Consider the following 19785-nt stretch of genomic DNA (forward strand, 5'->3'; position numbering starts at 1 on the left):
AAAGTCAAGCAAGATGCTCAGGTTTCACGATGTGGACCGGTGACCGGTAGTGGTCAGGGTGTTGCTGCCGCCCGGATCGGTTACCTAGGGTCGTGCGAGGTGTGCCCAGCCCGTCCGACCTAGGAGCTGCCTGATGCCAGTACTGCCCGACGGCTGGACGCCAGGTGGTCCGCTGATCCCCCGATCACCGCAGACCGAGTACACGGAGCGGCCGCTCGGTGTCGACATGGCCCGGCCGCGGTTCAGCTGGATCGCGACAGCGTCTGGGTACGGCGCGACGCAATCGGCGTACCGGGTCCTGGTCGCGTCCGCGCCCGAGCTGCTGACGCCGGACGCCGCGGATGTGTGGGACTCCGGAAAGGTCAATTCGGCCCGGACCTTCGGCGTCGAGTACGAAGGGCCGTCGGCTGCCCGCACGCGGTACCACTGGACCGTACAACTCTGGGACGGGCTGGATCGCGAAGGTGAGTGGTCCGAACCGGAATGGTTCGAAACCGGTCTGCTCGACGAGGGCTTCGGTGCGGCGCGATGGATCGGTGGTCAGACCGACAGCGCTCCCCTGCTCCGGCGCACGTTCACGATCGACGGAGCGATCCGGCGCGCCCGCCTGTACGCGAGCGGTCTCGGTTACGCCGATCTCCGGCTGAACGGTCAACCGGTCACGGACGCCGTGCTCGATCCGGGCTTCACCGCGTACGACCACACCGTTCTGTACGGTACGCACGACGTGACCGCGCTCCTCGCGACCGGCGAGAACGTGGTCGGCGCGGAGCTGGGGCGCGGCTTCTTCGGGCTGACCACCCCGAACATCTGGCGCTGGCACGAAGCGCCCTGGACGGCCGATCCGCGCCTGATCGCGCGGCTGGTGGTCGAGTACGACGACGGCCGGATCGACGAGATCGTCACCGACGAGTCGTGGCGGATCACCGGCGGCCCGACGCTGTCCGACTCGTTGTACGCCGGCGAGACGTACGACGGCCGGCGCGCACTGCCCGGCTGGGACACGGCCGGCTTCGATGCGTCCTCTTGGTCAACGGCTGCGCTCGTCGAGGCGCCGAAGGGCAAGCTGACTGCCCAAGCGCATGAACCGATCCGGGTCATCGAGACGGTCGATCCGGTCGAGGTCACCGAGGTCCGCCCGGGCGTGTGGATCGCGGACTTCGGGCGTACGGTCGCCGGCTGGACGCGGTTGTCCGTGACCGCACCGGCCGGTACGACGATCAGTCTCACCCATGGCGAAACGGTTGCCGATGGCAACGTGGTGGCCGAGAACGGGCATGTCGAGGGCGATCGGATCCAGCGCGACGAGTACATCGCCGCCGGGCACGGCACCGAGACCTGGGAACCACGGTTCTCGTACAAGGGCTTCCGGTACGTACAGATCGAGGGCGCGCGGGCCGACGTACAGCTCCGCGTCGCTAACTCCGATGTTCGCGGCATCACCCGGTTCACGTCGACACAGTCCGCGTACGAACAGTACGAGCGGGCGATGCGCCGGACCGTACTGAGCAATCTGCACGGGATCCCCACCGACACCCCGTTCTACGAGAAGAACGGCTGGACCGGGGACGCGCAGGTCGGTGCGCCGACGATGCTGGCGACGCTCGATCTGGCGAGGTTCTTCACCAAGTGGCTGGGCGACATCCGGGACAGTCAGGCGGACTCCGGTCAGCTGCCGGTGATCATTCCTTCCGGCGGATGGGGTTTCACCGAGCTCTCCCCCGCGACCGAGTGGCCGACCGTGTACCCGATCCTGCTCCGCGAAATGTACCGCTGGTACGGCGACGAGCGGCTGCTCCGCGAGCATTGGGAATCGCTCAACCGCTACCTGGCCTGGGAGCTCGGCCGGGTCGAGGACGGCCTGTCGGTGAGCGTGCTCGGCGACTGGCTGCCGCCCGGCTACATGGAGGGCCCGGCCCCGGAGGACCGCCGACTGACCGGCACCGCGTACCTTTACCGCGCCGTGCTCGCCGCAGCCGAGATCGGCGAGCTGATTGGTGCACCCAATGACTACGCCAAGGCGGCGGCCGAGCTCGCGGACGGGCTGAACCGGGCGTTCCTCGATCGCGACGCCGCGCGGTACCGGTCGGCCGACGACCCGGACTACCGGCAGACCTCGAACGCCGTACCGCTTGCCTTCGGCATCGTTCCGGAAGACCTGGTCGACCGGGTCGCGGCCGGGCTGGCGGCGGATGTCGAAGCACGTGGGTTCCATCTCAACACCGGTTGCCTTGGCGTCGGTGTCCTGCTGCCAGTGCTGACCACGCACGGATACGGTGACGTGGCAACGAAGGTCGCGTTGCAGCGGGAGTACCCGAGCTGGGGGTACTGGTTCGATCTCGGCGCGGACACCATGTGGGAGATGTGGGAGGAGAACTCGCGATCCCGCAACCACTACTTCCAAGGCACGGTCGTGCAGTGGATCTTCGAGAACGTGGCCGGGCTTCGTGTCCTCGGCGCGGGCAGCGACAAGATCCTGGTTCGGCCGGACGCGCGGGCCGAAGTGGATTCGGCGAGCATCCGGACCGAGACGATCCGCGGGCGGGTGACGGTGAGCTGGATGAAGACCAGCCGGGTGCTGTCGCTGGAAGTGCAGGTGCCGGTGGGTACGACGGCCGAGGTGCACGTACCTTCGGCCGCTGCCGCGGACGTGACTGCCGTACCGCATGCGTTCGCGGGCGAGCCGACGTACGCCGACGGGTACACGATCTACACCGTGCCGGCCGGGCAGTGGCACTTCACGAGCCGGTCGGCGTGATCACGTAGACCGGGTCGGCGTGACCTTCGTGTAGATGAGGTCCCGGACCTCGCGGCCCTCCGCTTGCGCCCGGGACTCGAACTTGGTCACCGGGCGCCACTCGGGTCGCGGGGCCCAGCCGTCGTACTGATTGCGCAGCGACGGCTCGGCCTCGCAGACCTCCAGCATCCGGTCGGCGTAGTGCTCCCAATCGGTTGCCAAGTGCAACGTACCGCCCGGCTGCAGGCGGGACGCGATCAGTGCGACGAAGGGTGGCGTGACGAGGCGGCGCTTGTGGTGCCGCTTCTTCGGCCATGGATCCGGGAAGAAAATGCGTACGCCGGCCAACGCGTCGGGTGCGACGTGGTCGCGGAGGAAGTCCAGTGCGTCGCCCTGGAGCAGGCGGACATTCGCGAGATCGTACTTCTCCACCCACAACATCAGTTGCCCAAGGCCCGCCGGGTAGACCTCGGCGGCAAGGTGGTTCACCTCTGGCGCGGCGACGGCGAGTTGCGCGGTCGCCTCGCCCATCCCGGAGCCGATCTCCAGCACGGTCGGCGCCGTCCGCCCGAACCACTCGGCCAGGTCGAGTTCGCCCGCGGGCAGTTCCTCCTGCGTACGCCCGAGCTCGGGCCAGCGCGTCTCCCAGACCCGCTTCTGCCCGACCGTCATCCGCACACTCCGGCGGACGGTGCTGAAAACGCCCGCCTGCCTGACCTGATCCGTTGCTCCCACCAGGTGAAGTCTATTAGTCGTCCCAGAAGAGGTGAGCGACGGTGTTGTGGGCCCGGCGGGTGGTGCGGAGGTAGTCGTCGGCGAAGCGGCCGGATTCGCCTTGGGGGTAGCCGCAGATCTGGGCGACCGCGGCCAGGTCGCGGGGGTCCTGCGGCAGCGAGTCACCGGGGCGGCCGCGGACCAGCATGATCGCGTTCCGGATCCGGCTCGCCAGCTCCCACGCGGCGCTCAGCGTGTCCGCCTCCGTCGGATCGACCAGATTCGCGTCGACACCGGCCCGCAGCGCGGTCAGCGTACGCGTCGTCCGCAGGCTCGGGAGGCGGTGCGCTTCGCGCAGCTGGAGCAACTGGACGGTCCACTCGATATCGGCCAGCCCACCGCGCCCGAGCTTCGTGTGCGTACTCGGGTCGGCGCCCCGCGGCAACCGCTCCGCATCGACGCGAGCCTTGATCCGGCGGATCTCCATCACGTCCCGCTCACTGACCCCGTTCTCCGGGTAACGCAGCGGGTCGATCAAGTCGCGGAACGACTGACAAAGCTCGGCGTCCCCGCACAGCGGATCGGCCCGGAGGAGCGCCTGCGCTTCCCAAACCGCCGACCACCGCGCGTAGTACGACGCGTACGACGCCAGCGTCCGTACCAGCGGTCCTTGCCGTCCTTCCGGCCGCAGATCCGCGTCGATCGCGACCGCGGGATCGGCGCCGGGGAGCGACAGCAGCCGCCGCAGCTCGGTTGCCGCCTGGGTCGCGAAGTCGGTCGCCTTCTGCTCGTCCGCGCCCGGCAACGGATCGTGGACGAACATCACGTCCGCATCGCTTCCGTACCCGAGCTCGTGACCGCCGAAGCGGCCCATCGCGACAATCGACATCCGCGTCGGCTCCGGCTCGCCCTTCGCGACCGCGCGGCGCGCGACTTCGAGCGCGGTCGTCAACGTCCCGGCCGCGACGTTCGTCAAGGCTTCACCGACCGCCTCCACGTCGAGCAGACCGGACAGGTCGGCGGCCGCGATCCGGAACAGTTCGCGACGCCGTACCCCCCGGATCGCGGCGACCGCGGCCTCGGGTACTTCCTGCCGGCGCGCGGCGGCGGACATCTCGGTTAGGAGTGCGTCCGGTGCCCGAGGCGTCAGCTCACGCTCGTCGGCGAGCATCGCGGTCGCTTCGGGCGCGCGCTGGAGCAGATCGACGGCGTACCGGCCGCTGGCCAGCAAGTGCGCGAGCCGTTGGGCCGACGCGCCTTCGTCGCGGAGCTGGCGGAGGTACCAGGGCGTTGAACCCAGCGCGTCCGAGATAGTCCGGAACGCGAGCAGTCCGGCATCCGGGGCAGGCGACTCGGCGAACCATCCGAGCATCGCCGGCAGCAGTGCCTTCTGGATCGACGATCGGCGCGAGACACCGCCGGACAGGGCCTCGATGTGGCGAAGTGCGGAGGACGGATCGACGTACCCGAGGGCCGTCAGGCGTTGCTTCGCCGCCTCCGGGGTCAGCCGTACCTCGTCGCCCGGGATGCGCGCGACCGCGGCGAGCAGCGGGCGGTAGAAAAGCTTCTCGTGCAACCGCCGTACTTCGAGCGCATGCTTCTTCCAGGCCGCGGTCAGGTCGGTGACCGGGTTCTTCGTGAATCCGAGCGAGCGGCCGAGGCGGCGCAGATCCGCCTCGTCGTCCGGGACCTGGTGCGTACGGCGAAGGCGGTACAGCTGGATGCGGTGCTCCATCGAGCGGAGGAAGCGGTACGCGTCGGCAAGCACAGCGCCGTCCGTACGCCCGACATAGCCGTTCTTCGTCAGCTCCTCCAGCGCGACCAGCGTCGTACCGGAACGGACTGTCTCATCACTGCGGCCGTGTACGAGCTGCAGCAACTGCACGGCGAACTCGACGTCCCGCAAACCACCTGGACCGAGCTTGAGCTGCCGATCCACATCCGCCGGCGGAATGTGGTCGATGACGCGGCGACGCATCGCCTGGACGTCGTTGACGAAGCCCTCCCGATCGGCCGCCGACCATGCGAGCTGCCCGACCTTCTCCGTGTACTCCCGGCCGAGCTCGGCGTCGCCCGCGACCGGACGCGCCTTGAGCAGTGCCTGGAACTCCCACGTCTTCGCCCAGCGCTGGTAGTACGCGAGATGGCTGTCGAGGGTACGGACCAGCGGGCCGGACTTTCCTTCCGGGCGCAGCGCGGCGTCGACCGGCCAGAGGGTGCCTTCGCCGGTGTGCGCCGAGCAGATCCGCATGGCCGCGGCCGCGAGGTTCGTCGCGGTCTTCAGGGCCGGCGCCTCGGGCTCGCCGGCGAGCGGTTCGGCGACGAAGAGGACGTCCACATCGCTGACATAGTTGAGTTCCCGGCCGCCACACTTGCCCATGGCAATCACCGCGAGCCGGCAGCCGGCCGCGCCGGGGTGGGCGGCGAAGTAGTCGTTGCGGGCGATGTGCAGCGCGGTTTCCAGCGCGCCGCCGGCCAGGTCCGCGAGTACGGCGGCGACCTCGTCGACGAGCAGTCCCTCGGCCAGATCACGGGCCGCGAGCCGGATCAGCAACCGCCGGTACTCGATCCGCAACGCGTCGACCGGATTCTCCGCATCGACCGCGGTGGCGAGTTTCGCGGCGACATCCTCCACCGACGGCCGCGATCCGGCCAGTGCGGGATCCGCGAGGTCGTACCAGTGCCGCGGGTGGACGGCGAGGTGCCGGCCGAGCGCCTCGCTCGCTCCGAGGACGAACACCAGCCTGCGCCGGAAGTCGGCGTCCATTTCGAGCGTCCGCGCGAACGCGGCCAGATCGTAGTCGTGCCGATGCAGCGACTCGGCCATCCCGCACAGGCTCAGCAGCGCGAGATCGGGATCGGCCGACTCCGACAGCGTCGTGATCAGCTGCTCGGTCGCCAGCGGGCTGTGCGAATCCAGCGCATCGAGCCCCCCGAGCATCCCCGCCGCCCGCCGCGGATCCTCGAACCCGAGCCGGACCAGCCGCCCCTCCCACGACCCTCTCCGCCCATCAGCCACCCCCGCAGGCTACCCAAACCCCGGCTTCGGGAAGCCACCGCGTACTTTTCTGGCGCGGCAATGCGCGGTGGGTTCTCAAAGTTGCGGTTGGATTGCGGGGGCGGCGCGGTGGGGGCGCGGGGAGGTTGCGGGGAGTACGCGGTGTCGTGTGGCGGATTCGGTGCGTAATCGGCATGATGGGGGTTCATGGTGATGATGACGGGGACGCTCGCCGTGCACGGCACGGTGCTCTGGCTGACGCCCCAGCAAGGCGGGCGCGTGTCCGGACCGCCGGATCCGGACTACGACTACGACTACACGGCGACCGCGTACTTGCCGCCGCGCACACCCGAGGATGGTCAGGCCGGTCTCGCGCTGCGCAGGTTCGCGCCGGGCGCGTGGCGGACGCCGGCGGAGGGCATTCTCGTACCCGGTCAGGGGAATCGCGCTCAGCAGGTAGTACCCGGCTGCCTGGTCGTGATCACCGAAGGCGTCCGGCCGGTCGGGTTCTTCACGGTCGAGGAAGTACACGCCCTGGCCGAAGACGGCACCCCAGTCGTCGCGGCAACCCCGGTCGAACCGGCTGTTGCTGCAACCCCGGTCGTTGCCCCGGCTCCGGTCGAACCAGTTGTTGCCGCGGCTCCGGTCGAACCGGTTGTTGCCCCGAGCCCAGTTCCAGCGGTGGTCGCCCCGGTTGAGCTGGACCAGGGCGTGGTCCCGGAAGAGCCTCCGTACCGGCATTCGACCGCCGCGGCACGCTGGGCCTCGAAGCACGGTTCGGACGACGTACCCGCCGAACCCGCCAACGCCTGAACACACCCTGAACACGCTCTGTTGCAATTACTGCACTCAGTGTTACCTTCAGAATCATGCGTCTCTGGAAACGGATCGTCGCAGTCCTCGTCGTAGCCGCCTTGGCCTTCGTGATCGAAGGCCTGGTGGCCCGCGCCCAAGCCGCCCCGCTCCTGTTCAAGAACTGCACCTACACCCGCATCCCCGGCGACTCCGGCCGCCCGCCGTACTCGCTCGCGCCGACGATCGGTCTGGTCAAGGTCACCCTGCGGACCGACCGCGGCGACGTGGTGCTCACGCTCGACCGGAGCAACGCGCCGTGTGCGGTGCACAGTTTCACGCATCTCGCGCTGCGGCGGTTCTACAACCAGACCCCGTGCCCACGCCGTACCCGGGCGATCCTCGAGTGCGGCGTGGGGCGGCCTGGGTACCAGTTCGCGCCCGAGCTGAGCGGGCGCGAGACGTACACCCGCGGGACGGTTGCCCTCAGCAACACCGGCGCGAACGGCAGCGCATTCTTCCTGGTCCGCTCGACCCCGCCGCCGCTCCGCGCGTCGACGGTCATCGGGACGGTGACGAGCGGGTTCCCGGTACTGGACCAACGGCCGGCGACCCTCGTCGAGGTACTGATCGGCTGAGCACGCCGGATTGAGTGTTTTTGCTCAGGTGCCGGTCGCGGAATTACCCGACGCTCTTGGCATGACGAAAAAGATTCAGCCTCAGCAGACCGCCGCCTTCTACGCGCAGGCGGTCGCCTCGTTCGGCTTGTCCGTGTCCGCGATGATCATCGCACTCGCGTACCTGCCTGCTCAGCCGTGGGTGCGGGCGTTTCTCGCGCTCGGGCTGCTGTACGCGATCACTTCGACGGTTGTGCTCTGCAAGGTGGTCCGCGACCGCCAGGAGATCACCGACGTGACCAGCCGGGTGGATCAGGCCCGGCTGGACAAACTCCTGACCGAGCACGACCCGTTCCGCGTCGACAGCTGACGGGTGGACAACTGACGGGGCGACAGCTGACCTACAGCACCGGCAGCAGTGTGTTGAGCTCGAACGGCGTCACCTGGCGGCGGTACTCCTGCCACTCGGAGCGCTTGTTCCGGAGGAAGAAGTCGAAGACGTGCTCGCCGAGGGTTTCCGCGACGAGCTCGCTGTCCTCCATCACGCTGATGGCTTCGGCGAGACTGCTCGGCAGCGGCTTGATCCCGAGCGCCTTGCGTTCGCGGGGCGTGAGGGACCAGATGTCCTCCTCGACCTCCGCCGGCAGCTCGTAACCTTCCTCGATCCCCTTCAGCCCGGCCGCAAGCATCAACGCAAACGCCAGGTACGGGTTCGTCGCCGAATCCAGCGACCGGAATTCGACCCGGCTGGACTGTCCCTTGTGCGGCTTGTACATCGGCACCCGGACGAGCGCCGAGCGGTTGTTGTGACCCCACGAAATGAACGACGGCGCCTCGTCACCGACCGCCAACCGCTTGTACGAGTTCACCCACTGGTTCGTCACCGCGGTGATCTCGGACGCGTGCTGCAGCAGCCCCGCGATGAACGCCCGCCCGGTCTTGGACAGCTGGTACTGCGCGCCGCCCTCGAAGAACGCGTTCCGGTCGCCCTCGAACAGCGACATGTGCGTATGCATGCCCGACCCCGGATGCCCCGACAGCGGCTTCGGCATGAACGACGCGTAGATCCCCTGCGACAGCGCCACCTCCTTCACCACCACCCGGAAGGTCATGATGTTGTCGGCGGTGGACAGCGCGTCCGCGTACCGCAGGTCGATCTCCTGCTGGCCCGGACCGCCCTCGTGGTGACTGAACTCGACCGAGATGCCCATCGATTCGAGCATCGTGATCGCCTCGCGGCGGAAGTCGTTGCCGATGCCCTGCGGCGTGTGGTCGAAGTACCCGGACGAGTCGACCGGCTCCGGTGTCGTACCCGGCGCGCCGCTGAGCGACTTGAACAGGTAGAACTCGATCTCCGGGTGCGTGTAGAAGGTGAAGCCGAGATCGGCCGCCTTCGAGAGCGTCCGCTTGAGTACGTGCCGCGGGTCCGCGAAGGACGCCGAGCCGTCCGGCATGTTGATGTCGCAGAACATCCGCGCCGTACCCATCGTCTCGCCCCGCCAGGGCAGGATCTGGAACGTCGACGGGTCCGGCTTGGCGAGCATGTCCGCCTCGGTCACCCGGGCGAACCCCTCGATCGCCGAGCCGTCGAAGCCGAGGCCTTCGGCGAACGCGTTCTCGAGCTCGGCCGGCGCGACCGCCACCGACTTCAGGAACCCGAGTACATCGGTGAACCAGAGCCGCACGAAGCGTACGTCGCGCTCTTCCAGCGCGCGCAGCACGAACTCCTGCTGCTTGTCCATCTGTCCACCTCTCACCCGGTTTGCGACGCCGCTTCCAGGACATCTCCCGCGACATCTCACAGTGTGCCCCGCCGTTGTTAAGCAGACGTTACGTGCCAGGCCGGACTTGGCGGCGATCAGGGCCTAGCGTGTCCCTTTGTGCAGACGATCTTCCGGGCCGCGCTGATCGTGGCCGCGCTGCTCTGTTTGAGTGACCTGATCGTCAGCACCGCCCGGTTCGTGCAGTCGGTGCGGCGCAAACGGCCGGCCGAGCGGGACGTCCTCGGCCGGCGCTGGCTGCCGGTGCCGGAGCTCGGGTTCGGGATGTGCGCGTTCTGCTGCCCGGGCCTGGTCACGCTCGGGCTGACCCATCACGACGCCGACAACCTGCCGACGCCGCAGATCCTGCTCGCGGCGCTGGTTTTCGGGTACGCCGGTGCGGTGCTCTCCCGGGTGGTGCGTACGCCCGGGCCAGGCGGCCGCCGGTTCAAGCTACGCGCCGGCCTGCTGCTCGGCCTGCCGGCCGTGTTCGGGCTCGTGTTCGGCCTTTCGGGTATCGCTACCTGATCTTGCTTCGCGGCGCGAGCGGTACCAGGGAACGATCCGCTCCAGCGGGGCGAACGCGAGCCAGCAGACGACCGTCGGCAGGAAGTGGATCAGCAGGATCGCCGTGTTCGCGGCGTGGAAGCCGAGGAAGAACAGCGCGCCGAGCAGCTGCCAGCGGCCCTTCAGCCACAGGATCACCGGCGACAGGAACTCGCCGATGATGCCGACCCACTGCATCACGTGCAGCATCCAGGGGTGATGCAGCAACCACTCCCCGACCGGGTGCGGCCGTCGCACGATCGCCCAAGTCAGGATCGCGCTGCCGGGCCACGTCAACGCCCATCCGGCACTGCGCAGTTTCGCGATCGCGGACAGGAAGTACGTCGCGATCACACAGATCTGTACACACCGGATCGCCCAGCCGGCTGCTTCCGACTTCGTCTGATCTCCGTACGACGCGAGGCCGCGACTGCCCGCCTTCACGGTCGGGAGGACCCACAACGCGATCACGAGCGCGAGGTGATCGTGGTCGACTTTGCCGTCACTCATCCCGATGAGCACCCACCAGGTGAACGCGGGCGCGACGATCCAGCCGGCGACGCGGGGGAAGTAGTTGGTGGCCGCGATCAGGCAGGTGACGATCAGGACGATGTACAGGGCGGTGGTGTTGGCGACCGATGGTTTCGGCAGGTCGAGCAGCCGGGCCAAGAGCAACGGCTGGTACAGGCCGGGGTGCTCGCCCTTGTCGCGGGTGTCGCGGACGAACGCGTGCATGTCCAGGATGACGAACAAGTACAGGACCGTACGCAGCCAGGCGATCCGGGCGAGCGCGATCGCCGGAGTGAACCAGTTGATCGCCTTCATCGCTTCACCTGCCAGGTCGCGAGGATCTGTGAGGTGGGCGGACCTTCGACCCGGCCCTTCACGAGCTGAGTGGTGTCGCGGATCAGCTCGAGTTTCACGTACTTCGGTTTGTCCGGGTGTTTGCGCGCCCACCCGTCGGCGACCTGCTGGAGCAGCGAAGGATTGTTGACAATCTCCCCGGCACGGGCCTCGATCTCGGCGCGGGCGACCCCGGCGCCTTCGATGTTGAGCGGTACGTCGACCGTCGTACCCGCGTCCGTGACCGCGCTGATCCGGGTGTAGTCGATCCTGGCGTCGTCCGGCACCGTCATCGCGTACTGCGACATCGGACCGAACGGCCAGGCGTCGTCACTGGCCCGGACCGACCCGTTGATCAGCAGCCCGATCCCAGCCACCGCCACCAGCACCCGCAACCCCTTACCGACCCGCCCCAGCCGCTCACCATCAGTCACGCCCGCCATTACACACCACCCCGCCGTCAGCAGTTCGACAGTACGTATACGCCCACTGCCCGCGGCGTCACGCCTGAGCACCGGTGCAATCCGCCCAAAACAGCCGACACCTCCTGTCGAACTGCCGATCATTCCGGTTTGGACCCCTCGTTCGTAGGGAATTTTCTTGTGTATGACCGCCCCAGAAAGTTTCCAACGCCTCGGCCTGTCCAGGCGTACGCTCCTCGGCGCGACCGCCGGCGGCGTACTGCTCGGTGGAGTCGCCGCGGCCACCCTGCCGACAGCAGCCCACGCCGCCCCGGCGCCGCGCTGCTACACGCGCGCCGAATGGTCGGCGCGCCCGCCCAAGTCCGCCACCCAGGTGATCGCCAAGCCCGACCACATCGTCATCCATCACACCGCGAGCCCGAACGTGACCGACTACTCGCTGGCCGCGGCGTACAAGGTGCAGCACTGGATTCAGGACCTGCACATGGACACCAACGGCTGGATCGACATCGGCAATCAGCTGACCATCAGCCGCGGCGGCTACCTGATGGAGGGCCGCAGCAAGTCATTGTCTGCCATCAACAATCGGCAAAATGTCCTCGGCGCGCAGACGCTGAACAACAACAGCCACACGATCGGGATCGAGCACGAGGGCATCTACACCAGCGAGAACCCGACCACCGCACTGTTCGACATGTCCGTCCTGACGTGTGCATGGCTGTGTACGCAGTACGGGCTCGATCCGCACGTGGCGATCGTCGGGCACCGCGACTACAACAGCACCCAGTGCCCGGGCGACGTCTTCTACGCACGACTACCCGAACTGCGGGACCGGGTCGCCGCTGTGCTTTGAGACGCGGTGCTTCGATAGGTGATCCGCCGGATCAGCAGCTCGAACGGGCCGCGGTAGTTCGCGCGGCGCATCCGGTCGGCGAGCAGTACGGTCGCTGACCAGGTCGCCACCGCGAGCAGTGCTGTCGTGGTCGTGGTGAGGGTGTCCGACAGATCCAGCAGGTACGGCGTGAACACGACCGTCCACACCACGGACTGTGCGAGGTAACACGTCAACGACCGTTGCCCGACGGCGGCGATCGCCAAGGCAATCCCTTGGCGACCGCCGCCCCGCCCGCCGAGAGCGTCGGGGCGGCTGGTCAGCCGGTGCGCGACAAGGACGATCAGCGCCGCGTACCCGAGACCGCCGAAGACACCGGTTGCGGCATGCAACGGACCGATGATGCTGAGCGTGTGTTCGCTCGGCATGGCAAGGACGCCGCCCACGACGAGCGAGACCGGAAGCGCGCCGGCGATCGCAATGGTGAGGCCGAGGAGCGCGGTCGTACGCAGCAGGGTGAGATGTTCGGCGGGGCGTTCGAGGATGCGCCGGCGGCCGGCCCACAAGCCGATCAGGAACGGTGTGACGAAACCGATCCAGGCCACGCCGGCAACGAACGGCTGCGCCGCGATCCGGTCGGCGAGCTGCGAACCGAAGCCGGCCGGGAGCATCGTCGGATCAGGCCCTTCGGCGAAGCTGTCGAGCAGGTCGTCACTGGGCAGCGCGATCAGGATCAGCACGAACCCCGCCACGATGAACAACCAGCGGTCCTTCCAGCGAAGTGCCCACACGCCGAGGAACAGCAGCACCCCGTACGCGGCGAGGATGTCACCGATGTAGAGCAGCATCGCGTGCAGGAACCCGAGCACCACCAGCACCAGACTCCGCCGCCAGAGCAACCTCCGGATCGGCCACCACTCACGCCCGGCTTCCCGTTGCCGACGGACGATCTGCGCAACCCCGTACCCGAACAGCACCCCGAACATCGGAAACGCCCGCTCGTCCACGAGCGTGGAGATCACCATCCCCACACCCCGGTCGACCACCGACCCATCCACCGGAAACCCCGCGAAGTACCGTGCCCCACTCACAAAATAGTGCGAGTTCGCCAACGCGATGAACAACAACATGAACCCCCGAGCCAAGTCCGGCCCCAGCGCCCGCTCCCCCACCCCAGTAGGCCCACCCACACCAGTCATACCCCCACTAAACCCACCCCACAGCCCCCCAACATCCACCAAAAGTCCCCCACCACCCAACCTTCGTCGCTCTCACCACAAACCCCGCTGCCGCTCGAGGGGCGGCGGAGGGGAATTCCTGGGTGGGGTGAAGTGGGGTGGGATCACGTGGTGCGGATGCGGAGTGAGTACCCCCGGTTGGGGGGTGAAAGTTTGCGGGTTGATGCGGTGGATGCGGTCGAACGGAACGTCGAGCGGGTGCGGGCGTACATTCGGCGTTGGTAAGAGGTGGAGGAGGGGCGTGGGGTCGCGGGCGGGGAACCAGTAATGTGCTCCCGTGCCTCAACTTCGCGTAGCGCTTGCTCAGCTCAACGTGACCGTCGGTGATGTCGACGGGAACGCGGACAAGATCGTGGCGTGGACGCGGAACGCGGTGGAGCGAGGGGCGCATGTGGTGGCGTTTCCCGAGCTCGGGCTGACCGGATATCCGGTCGAGGATCTCGCGTTGCGGGCGTCGTTCGTTGACGCGTCACAGGCCCGGATTCACGATCTCGCCCAGCGGCTCGCGGACGAAGGGCTCGGCGACATCGTCGTGGTCTGTGGGTATCTCGACCGCGTCACCGGTTCGGCGATGGGCGTCGACCGGCTCGGCCGGCCGAAGGGCTCGCCGACGAACTCGGCCGCGGTCATCCACCAGGGCCGCGTCGTCACCAGCGCGGTGAAGCATCACCTGCCGAACTACGGCGTCTTCGACGAGTTCCGGCACTTCGTCCCGGGCAACACCCTGCAGGTGATCCGGATTCACGGCATCGACGTCGCGCTCGTCATCTGCGAGGACCTCTGGCAGGACGGCGGCCCGGTCGCCGTCACCCGCGAGGCCGGCGCGGGGCTGCTGCTGGTCATCAACAGTTCGCCGTACGAAGCGAACAAGGACGACCTGCGCGGTGACCTGGTACGCGACCGTGCCCGCGAAGCCGGCTGCGCTCTCGCGTACGTGAATCTGGTCGGCGGCCAGGACGAGCTCGTCTTCGACGGCGACTCCCTGATCGCGGACGCGGAAGGCACGATCATCGCCCGCGCCCCGCAGTTCGAGCAGGGCAGCATGATCGTCGACCTGGAACTACCTGCCGCGACAGGTACGCCGTCCGGTACGCACGAAGGCATCGAGATCGTCCACACCGTGCTGCACGAGGACGCGGTCGACGCGTACGAGGCGATGGAAGCGAGCGTCGCGCCCCGGCTGTCCGACGAGGCCGAGATGTACGGCGCGATCGTCACCGGACTGCGCGACTACGTCCAGAAGAACGGTTTCAAATCCGTACTGCTCGGACTGTCCGGCGGCATCGACTCCTCGCTCGTCGCCGCGATCGCCTGTGATGCGATCGGCGCCGAGCGGGTGTTCGGCATCTCGAACCCGAGTGTGTACTCCAGCGACCATTCCAAGGACGACGCCGCCGAGCTGGCCGCGCGGACCGGCCTGAACTACCGGGTGATCCCGATCCAGCCGATGGTGCAGCCGTTCCTGGACACGCTCGGCCTGACCGGTCTCGCCGAGGAGAACCTGCAGGCGCGGGTCCGGGCGGTGATCTGGATGGGCCTCTCGAACGCCGACGGCCACCTGGTACTTGCCTGTGGCAACAAATCGGAACTGTCCGTCGGCTATTCCACCATCTACGGTGACGCGGTCGGCGGGTATGCGCCGCTGAAGGACGTCCCGAAGACCGTGGTCTGGCGGCTGGCCAAATGGCGCAACGAGGACGCCAAGGCCCGCGGCCAGCAGCCACCGATCCCGGCGAACTCGATCGCCAAACCCCCGTCCGCCGAGCTCAGTCCGGGGCAGCAGGACAGCGACTCGCTGCCGCCCTACGACCTGCTCGACGACATGCTCGACGACTACGTCGAACAGGACCGCGGCAGCGCCGAACTGGTCGCCGCCGGATTCGAGACCGAGCTGGTCAGCAAGGTGATCCAGCTCGTCGATCGCGCGGAGTACAAGCGCCGGCAGTACCCACCGGGCCCGAAGATCACCCACAAGGCCTTCGGCCGGGACCGCCGGTTGCCGATCACCAATGCATGGCGTGAGGACGCACGAAAGGCAGCCGAGCACTGAGCGACTCGTGGCGGTACCGCCCATCCACCGACAACCCCTGGCTCCCGCCCGAGGGTGCCTCCGAGCTGCCCACCGACGATGTGAGCGATCGCTCACCGGCAGCCGGTGGCGCTTACCCTCCGCATCGGTGGGACGATGAAGGCATGGTTGACAACTTCCTGTCGGCCGGTACCCAGGGCGACGACGAGGAGCTTCCGTCGCCGTACGGGACCGGACCGAAGAACCGCGCAACCGAGGAGCACCGCCGCTCGGACCATGACGGCGACACCTGGCGGGACCGGGGCTCAGACCTCGGCCTCGACCCGTCACCGTCCCTGCCGAACGCGCCCCGGATGTACGAACGCGGCCCGGTACCGCAACAGCCGTACGTACCGAAGCCGCCGTTCCTTCCCAGCGCCCCGCCGCCTCCGCAGCAGCAACAGCAGCGCGCCCCGGAGCAACCGGAGTACTACGGCGATCCTGGACAGCAGGGTTACCAGGAGCCGAACCCGTTCAGGTCGGCGCCGCCTTCACAGTCTTCGCAGGGTCAGCCGCCGCAGGGTCGGCCGAGTCCGTTCGGTCCCGGAAGCACGGGAAGCAACGGCGTACCCGGAAACCGCACGAGCGGGCAGCAGCCGCCTTCGCAGCACAATCCGCCCCACAACAACCCGGGGCAGCAAGATCTCTCGCATGGCAGCCAGCCGCACGGCGGTTCGTCGCAGGGCGGTTCACCTGGTGGTTCGCAGGGTGGTTCGTCGCAGGGGCATCAGCCGTTGCGGCCGCCTGCGCCGCCGCAGTCGCCGGTGCAGTCACAGTCGCATTCGAGCAATGGGCTGAGCCACCGGCCGCCGCAGCCGTCGAGCGGCAACAGCAACTGGAGCGGGCAGGCACCGCAGCCGTCCACTCCCCCGCCCCCACCGCAGTCGCCGATTTCTTCGTCGCGGTCGTCGGAGCCGCCGTCGGGTCAGAGCAACGGTCTGCCGCCGGGGTCGGGGAGCAATGGACTGTCGTACGGGTCGAGCAATGGTTTGAGTAATGGCCTCAGCAACGGTTTGGGTAACGGCCCGAGCAACGGCTTGAGTAGTGGTCCGAGCAATGGGCTGAGTAATGGGCTGGCTCCGAATCGGCATCCGTCGACGCCGTCAGACCCGAGTGCGGAGTACGAGAGCAGCGCGCCGGTTGCCGAAGGTGATGACCGGCCGCGACCGCTCGGTGCGCGGCGACGGGCGGGTGTACAGCAGGACGCACCGAGCCAAGTGCCGGCCGAGCAGTTCTCGTCGCACCGAGCCGCCCGGAGAGCACAAGTCACCGGAGACGCCGCGCCCGGCACGGACGGCCCCTCGACCGAAGCAACTCCCCCACCCGACGCAGGCCATCCCGCTGGCGCAGGGTATTCCGCTGGCGCGGGGTATTCCGCTGGCGCGGGGCATTCTGCTGACGCGAGGCAGGGGGCGGCTGCAGGACAGGCGGCATCCGCGGCGCAGTCGGCTGGTGTCGGACAGGCAGCTGGTGCAGGGCAGTCAGCCGGTGCCGGGCAGTCAGCTGGTCTCGGACAGTCGGGTGGTGCCGGACAGTCAGCTGGTGTCGGGCAGTCGGGTGGTGCGGGGCTGGCGGCAGGTGCCGGGCAGTCAGGTATCGGGCAGGCGGTGGGTGCGGGGCAGTCGGCTGGGGTGGGGTCGGCGGGTGACGCGGGGAAGCGGCCGCGGCGGTATCGCGTGCATCATTTGCGGGACTTCAAGAACCGTGGCGAGAAGTGGGCGATGCTCACGGCGTACGACCAGTACACGGCGGAGATCTTCGATCAGGCCGGGATTCCGGTGCTTCTGGTCGGGGACTCGGCGGCCAACAACGTGTACGGGCATGAGACCACGCTCCGGGTCACGGTCGACGAACTGATTCCGCTGGCGCGGGCGGTCGCGGGCGCGGTGGAGCGTGCGCTGGTCGTCGCGGACCTGCCGTTCGGGTCGTACCAGGCGTCGCCGGAGCAGGCGTTCCATACGGCAGTGCGGTTCATGAAAGAGGCCGGCGTCCACGCGGTGAAGCTCGAAGGCGGCCGGAACATGGTGCCGATGGTCGAGAAGCTGACCCAGTCCGGCATCCCGGTGATGGCGCACATCGGTTTCACCCCGCAGAGCGAGCACAGCATCGGCGGGTACCGGGTGCAGGGTCGTGGCGATCAGGCCGCGACGCTGATCGACGACGCGGTCGCGCTCGCCAAGGCGGGTGCGTTCTCGGTCGTCCTCGAGATGGTGCCCGGTGATGTCGCCGCCGAGATCACCAAGCGGGTACCGATCCCGACCATCGGCATCGGTGCCGGCCGTGACACGGACGCGCAGGTGCTGGTCTGGCAGGACATGGCCGGCCTGCGTTCGGGGGCGATGCCGCGCTTCGTCAAGCAGTACGCGGACCTGCGCGGCGTCCTCACCAACGCGGCCGCCACGTACGCGGCCGAGGTCGCCTCCGGAGTGTTCCCCGCCGACGAGCACACTTTCTAGCGCGGGGCACGGTCAGATCCACGGCAGGGCGGAGCGCTCGGTCCAGTATTCGTCGGGCTGCTGAACGAACTCGTTCAGCGGCCCGTCGATGCGGTACGCGAGGTTGCTGGCGAGCTGTTCCTTCGTGGTCGCGCCGCTCAGCACCACATCCGCCCACGGCTGCGCGACCGCCGCACCGATGGCCAGCGCGTCCGGCGTACTCCCATGCTGCCGCGCGAACTCGTTGAACGGAGTCTCACCGGCGCGCGACGTCAACCGCCCGTTCGCGACTGCTTCCTTGATGACGACGAACCAACCCTCCGCGTACGCCTCGGCGAGCGCCGGCCCGGCTGACGTTTCCAGCACGTTCCAGGTCGCCTGGACGGACGTGAACGGCGTACCGGCAGCCATCGCCTTGCGGAGCGTCGCGGCCTGATGCGGACCACTCGTGGACAGCCCGACGCGTACGCCGGTGTCGGCGATCTCCCGCAACCGATCCAGCAGTCGTTTGTCCGCCAGCGCCGGACTGTCCGGCGTCAGGCTGTGCACCAGATAGATATCCGGTGGTCCACCCAACGACTGCAGCGTCTCCGGCCACTGCCGTTCGAACGTCGCGAGACTGTGGTCCTTCACCTCGTGCGTCTCCGCGTCGTGCCGCCAGTCCGCGACGTACGTGTAACCCCATTTCGAGCCGATGGTCAGTTGCGTACGGCGCTCCGGCGTCAGCCACTCCCCCAAGAACAGCTCGGCAAAACCGTACGAACGGGCGGCATCGAAGTACCGAACACCGGCTTGCCACGCCTGCTCGAGCAGCTCGTGCGTACGCGTGCGCAAGTCGTCGACCTCCCGCCCGAGCGACAGGTCCTCGTCGTGCCCGAGGTTGATGTAACCAGGACGCCCCAGCGCCGCGAGACCCAGCCCGATACTTGCCATGCCCCTGATCGTAGATGTCGGCAGCAACCATGTGAGACGCGCCGCAACGGGCGGCATGGTGGTCGCAGTGTCCTTTAACGTTTTGTGGTGTGAGCCAAGCCGAGCTGCGACCACCAGGGACGATCCGCCATCGGACGACTGCCCGCGTACTGCCGGTGCGTCCGGACGGCAAGGTGCTGTTGCTGCACGGATGGGATCCGCTGAAACCACAGACGCCGTACTGGTTCACGATCGGCGGCGGGGTCGAAGCCGGCGAGACGGTGCTGGAGGCGGCCAGTCGCGAACTGCGCGAAGAGGTCGGTCTTGTACTTCCGGTTGACGCGCTTGGTTCGCCGGTGGCGACGAACCAGATCGAGTACGAGTGGGGTGGGTGCCGGATCATCCAGCATCAGACGTTCTTCGCGGTCGCGGTGGAGCGGGTCGAGGTGACGTTCGCGAACCAGGAGGAGCTGGAGTTGCAGACGATCAGCAAGCACGGCTGGTGGTACGGCGACGATCTGGAGGCGACCGGTCAGGCCGCGCACATCACCATCCCGGGATTGCTCCGGCAGGCGACGGACGCGATCACGCTGCGGCGCGCGTCCTGAGTGCCGTTTCGGCGCAGCGCGCAGCCTTAACCGGCCTCGGGTCAGCGGGTCAGCCGGCTTCGGGTCAGCGGGCGCGGGCGGCTTTGAGGACCTTCTTCGGGACCTTCTTGTCCACCTTGTAGTGCACCCGGTCGATCCGCTCGGCGCAGCCCTCCTTGGACAGGCGCAGCAGCACCACCGGGCACTTCTTGCACCTCGGCTTGTCCTTGCAGCACTTCTTCTTCGCGGTCATCGACGGCACCTGGCGAGTGTAGGTGAGGCAT

Annotated in this window: 17 protein-coding genes; 9 read left to right on the forward strand and 8 right to left on the reverse strand. The window is 68.1% G+C overall.

What is annotated here, in order from left to right:
* The first annotated feature begins 133 nt into the window (after positions 1-133).
* Positions 134-2758, forward strand: a complete 2625-nt coding sequence (locus ABD260_RS22195) for a family 78 glycoside hydrolase catalytic domain (protein ID WP_344235853.1) — start codon at positions 134-136, stop codon at positions 2756-2758.
* On the opposite strand, the gene trmB is transcribed toward ABD260_RS22195, so the two are convergent.
* Positions 2759-3472 carry a tRNA (guanosine(46)-N7)-methyltransferase TrmB gene (trmB, locus tag ABD260_RS22200; RefSeq protein ID WP_344235855.1) on the reverse strand — a complete coding sequence of 238 codons (714 nt, stop codon included), beginning with the start codon at positions 3470-3472 and terminating at the stop codon, positions 2759-2761. It abuts the gene before it with no gap.
* Positions 3473-3485: 13 nt separating this feature from the next.
* Positions 3486-6470: a bifunctional [glutamine synthetase] adenylyltransferase/[glutamine synthetase]-adenylyl-L-tyrosine phosphorylase gene (locus ABD260_RS22205; protein ID WP_344235857.1), complete on the reverse strand. Its 2985-nt coding sequence runs from the start codon at positions 6468-6470 to the stop codon at positions 3486-3488.
* Between the two features lie 186 nt (positions 6471-6656).
* Between ABD260_RS22205 and ABD260_RS22210 the strand changes: the two genes are divergently transcribed.
* The 3 genes from ABD260_RS22210 (at position 6657) to ABD260_RS22220 (ending at position 8228) form a co-directional block, all read left to right on the forward strand.
* Positions 6657-7262, forward strand: coding sequence for a hypothetical protein (locus ABD260_RS22210; RefSeq protein ID WP_344235859.1), 606 nt, complete (start codon positions 6657-6659; stop codon positions 7260-7262).
* Between the two features lie 56 nt (positions 7263-7318).
* Positions 7319-7879 (forward strand): peptidylprolyl isomerase, encoded by a 561-nt coding sequence (locus ABD260_RS22215; RefSeq protein WP_344235861.1) that lies wholly within the window; start codon positions 7319-7321, stop codon positions 7877-7879.
* A gap of 61 nt (positions 7880-7940) precedes the next feature.
* The gene (locus ABD260_RS22220; RefSeq protein ID WP_344235863.1) at positions 7941-8228 is read left to right on the forward strand and encodes a YiaA/YiaB family inner membrane protein; all 288 of its coding nucleotides are present in this window, start codon (positions 7941-7943) and stop codon (positions 8226-8228) included.
* 31 nt (positions 8229-8259) lie between these two features.
* On the opposite strand, the gene ABD260_RS22225 is transcribed toward ABD260_RS22220, so the two are convergent.
* The gene (locus ABD260_RS22225) at positions 8260-9600 is read right to left on the reverse strand and encodes a glutamine synthetase family protein (protein WP_344235865.1); all 1341 of its coding nucleotides are present in this window, start codon (positions 9598-9600) and stop codon (positions 8260-8262) included.
* Between the two features lie 138 nt (positions 9601-9738).
* Between ABD260_RS22225 and ABD260_RS22230 the strand changes: the two genes are divergently transcribed.
* Positions 9739-10146 carry a hypothetical protein gene (locus ABD260_RS22230; RefSeq protein WP_344235867.1) on the forward strand — a complete coding sequence of 136 codons (408 nt, stop codon included), beginning with the start codon at positions 9739-9741 and terminating at the stop codon, positions 10144-10146.
* Here ABD260_RS22230 and ABD260_RS22235 read toward each other — a convergent pair.
* Together ABD260_RS22235 and ABD260_RS22240 are read right to left on the reverse strand one after the other, a co-directional pair.
* Positions 10072-10989 (reverse strand): HTTM domain-containing protein, encoded by a 918-nt coding sequence (locus tag ABD260_RS22235; protein WP_344235868.1) that lies wholly within the window; start codon positions 10987-10989, stop codon positions 10072-10074. The two genes, ABD260_RS22230 and ABD260_RS22235, sit on opposite strands and share 75 nt — an antisense overlap.
* A complete protein-coding gene (locus ABD260_RS22240; protein ID WP_344235870.1) occupies positions 10986-11450 on the reverse strand; it encodes a hypothetical protein in 465 nt (154 codons plus the stop codon). Before ABD260_RS22240 ends, ABD260_RS22235 begins: the two co-directional genes overlap by 4 nt.
* A 163-nt stretch (positions 11451-11613) precedes the next feature.
* On the opposite strand from ABD260_RS22240, the gene ABD260_RS22245 reads away from it, so the two are divergent.
* Positions 11614-12282, forward strand: a complete 669-nt coding sequence (locus tag ABD260_RS22245) for a peptidoglycan recognition protein family protein (protein WP_344235872.1) — start codon at positions 11614-11616, stop codon at positions 12280-12282.
* Here the strand turns inward: ABD260_RS22245 and ABD260_RS22250 are convergent.
* Positions 12234-13460 carry a DUF418 domain-containing protein gene (locus ABD260_RS22250; protein WP_344235874.1) on the reverse strand — a complete coding sequence of 409 codons (1227 nt, stop codon included), beginning with the start codon at positions 13458-13460 and terminating at the stop codon, positions 12234-12236. The genes ABD260_RS22245 and ABD260_RS22250 overlap by 49 nt on opposite strands.
* A gap of 316 nt (positions 13461-13776) precedes the next feature.
* On the opposite strand from ABD260_RS22250, the gene ABD260_RS22255 reads away from it, so the two are divergent.
* A complete protein-coding gene (locus ABD260_RS22255) occupies positions 13777-15549 on the forward strand; it encodes an NAD+ synthase (protein WP_344235876.1) in 1773 nt (590 codons plus the stop codon).
* 143 nt (positions 15550-15692) lie between these two features.
* Positions 15693-18023 carry a 3-methyl-2-oxobutanoate hydroxymethyltransferase gene (gene panB, locus ABD260_RS22260; protein ID WP_344235878.1) on the forward strand — a complete coding sequence of 777 codons (2331 nt, stop codon included), beginning with the start codon at positions 15693-15695 and terminating at the stop codon, positions 18021-18023.
* A 12-nt stretch (positions 18024-18035) separates the two neighbouring features.
* Here the strand turns inward: panB and ABD260_RS22265 are convergent, their stop codons facing one another.
* Positions 18036-18935, reverse strand: a complete 900-nt coding sequence (locus tag ABD260_RS22265; protein WP_344235880.1) for an aldo/keto reductase — start codon at positions 18933-18935, stop codon at positions 18036-18038.
* An 89-nt stretch (positions 18936-19024) separates the two neighbouring features.
* On the opposite strand from ABD260_RS22265, the gene ABD260_RS22270 reads away from it, so the two are divergent.
* Positions 19025-19522, forward strand: a complete 498-nt coding sequence (locus ABD260_RS22270; RefSeq protein WP_344235882.1) for an NUDIX hydrolase — start codon at positions 19025-19027, stop codon at positions 19520-19522.
* Positions 19523-19586: 64 nt separating this feature from the next.
* On the opposite strand, the gene ABD260_RS22275 is transcribed toward ABD260_RS22270, so the two are convergent.
* A complete protein-coding gene (locus ABD260_RS22275; protein WP_344235962.1) occupies positions 19587-19763 on the reverse strand; it encodes a hypothetical protein in 177 nt (58 codons plus the stop codon).
* Between the last annotated feature and the right edge of the window lie 22 nt (positions 19764-19785).

The organism is Kribbella hippodromi (assembly GCF_039531045.1).
GTDB lineage: Bacteria > Actinomycetota > Actinomycetes > Propionibacteriales > Kribbellaceae > Kribbella > Kribbella hippodromi.

Coding starts and splice junctions, on each gene's coding strand:
- ABD260_RS22210 (WP_344235859.1), top strand. CDS start 6,657: ATGGTGATGATGACGGGGACGCTCGCCGTGCACGGCACGGTGCTCTGG.
- ABD260_RS22265 (WP_344235880.1), bottom strand. CDS start 18,935: ATGGCAAGTATCGGGCTGGGTCTCGCGGCGCTGGGGCGTCCTGGTTAC.
- ABD260_RS22250 (WP_344235874.1), bottom strand. CDS start 13,460: ATGACTGGTGTGGGTGGGCCTACTGGGGTGGGGGAGCGGGCGCTGGGG.
- ABD260_RS22225 (WP_344235865.1), bottom strand. CDS start 9,600: ATGGACAAGCAGCAGGAGTTCGTGCTGCGCGCGCTGGAAGAGCGCGAC.
- ABD260_RS22240 (WP_344235870.1), bottom strand. CDS start 11,450: ATGGCGGGCGTGACTGATGGTGAGCGGCTGGGGCGGGTCGGTAAGGGG.
- ABD260_RS22220 (WP_344235863.1), top strand. CDS start 7,941: ATGACGAAAAAGATTCAGCCTCAGCAGACCGCCGCCTTCTACGCGCAG.
- ABD260_RS22235 (WP_344235868.1), bottom strand. CDS start 10,989: ATGAAGGCGATCAACTGGTTCACTCCGGCGATCGCGCTCGCCCGGATC.
- panB (WP_344235878.1), top strand. CDS start 15,693: ATGGTTGACAACTTCCTGTCGGCCGGTACCCAGGGCGACGACGAGGAG.
- ABD260_RS22195 (WP_344235853.1), top strand. CDS start 134: ATGCCAGTACTGCCCGACGGCTGGACGCCAGGTGGTCCGCTGATCCCC.
- ABD260_RS22215 (WP_344235861.1), top strand. CDS start 7,319: ATGCGTCTCTGGAAACGGATCGTCGCAGTCCTCGTCGTAGCCGCCTTG.
- ABD260_RS22245 (WP_344235872.1), top strand. CDS start 11,614: ATGACCGCCCCAGAAAGTTTCCAACGCCTCGGCCTGTCCAGGCGTACG.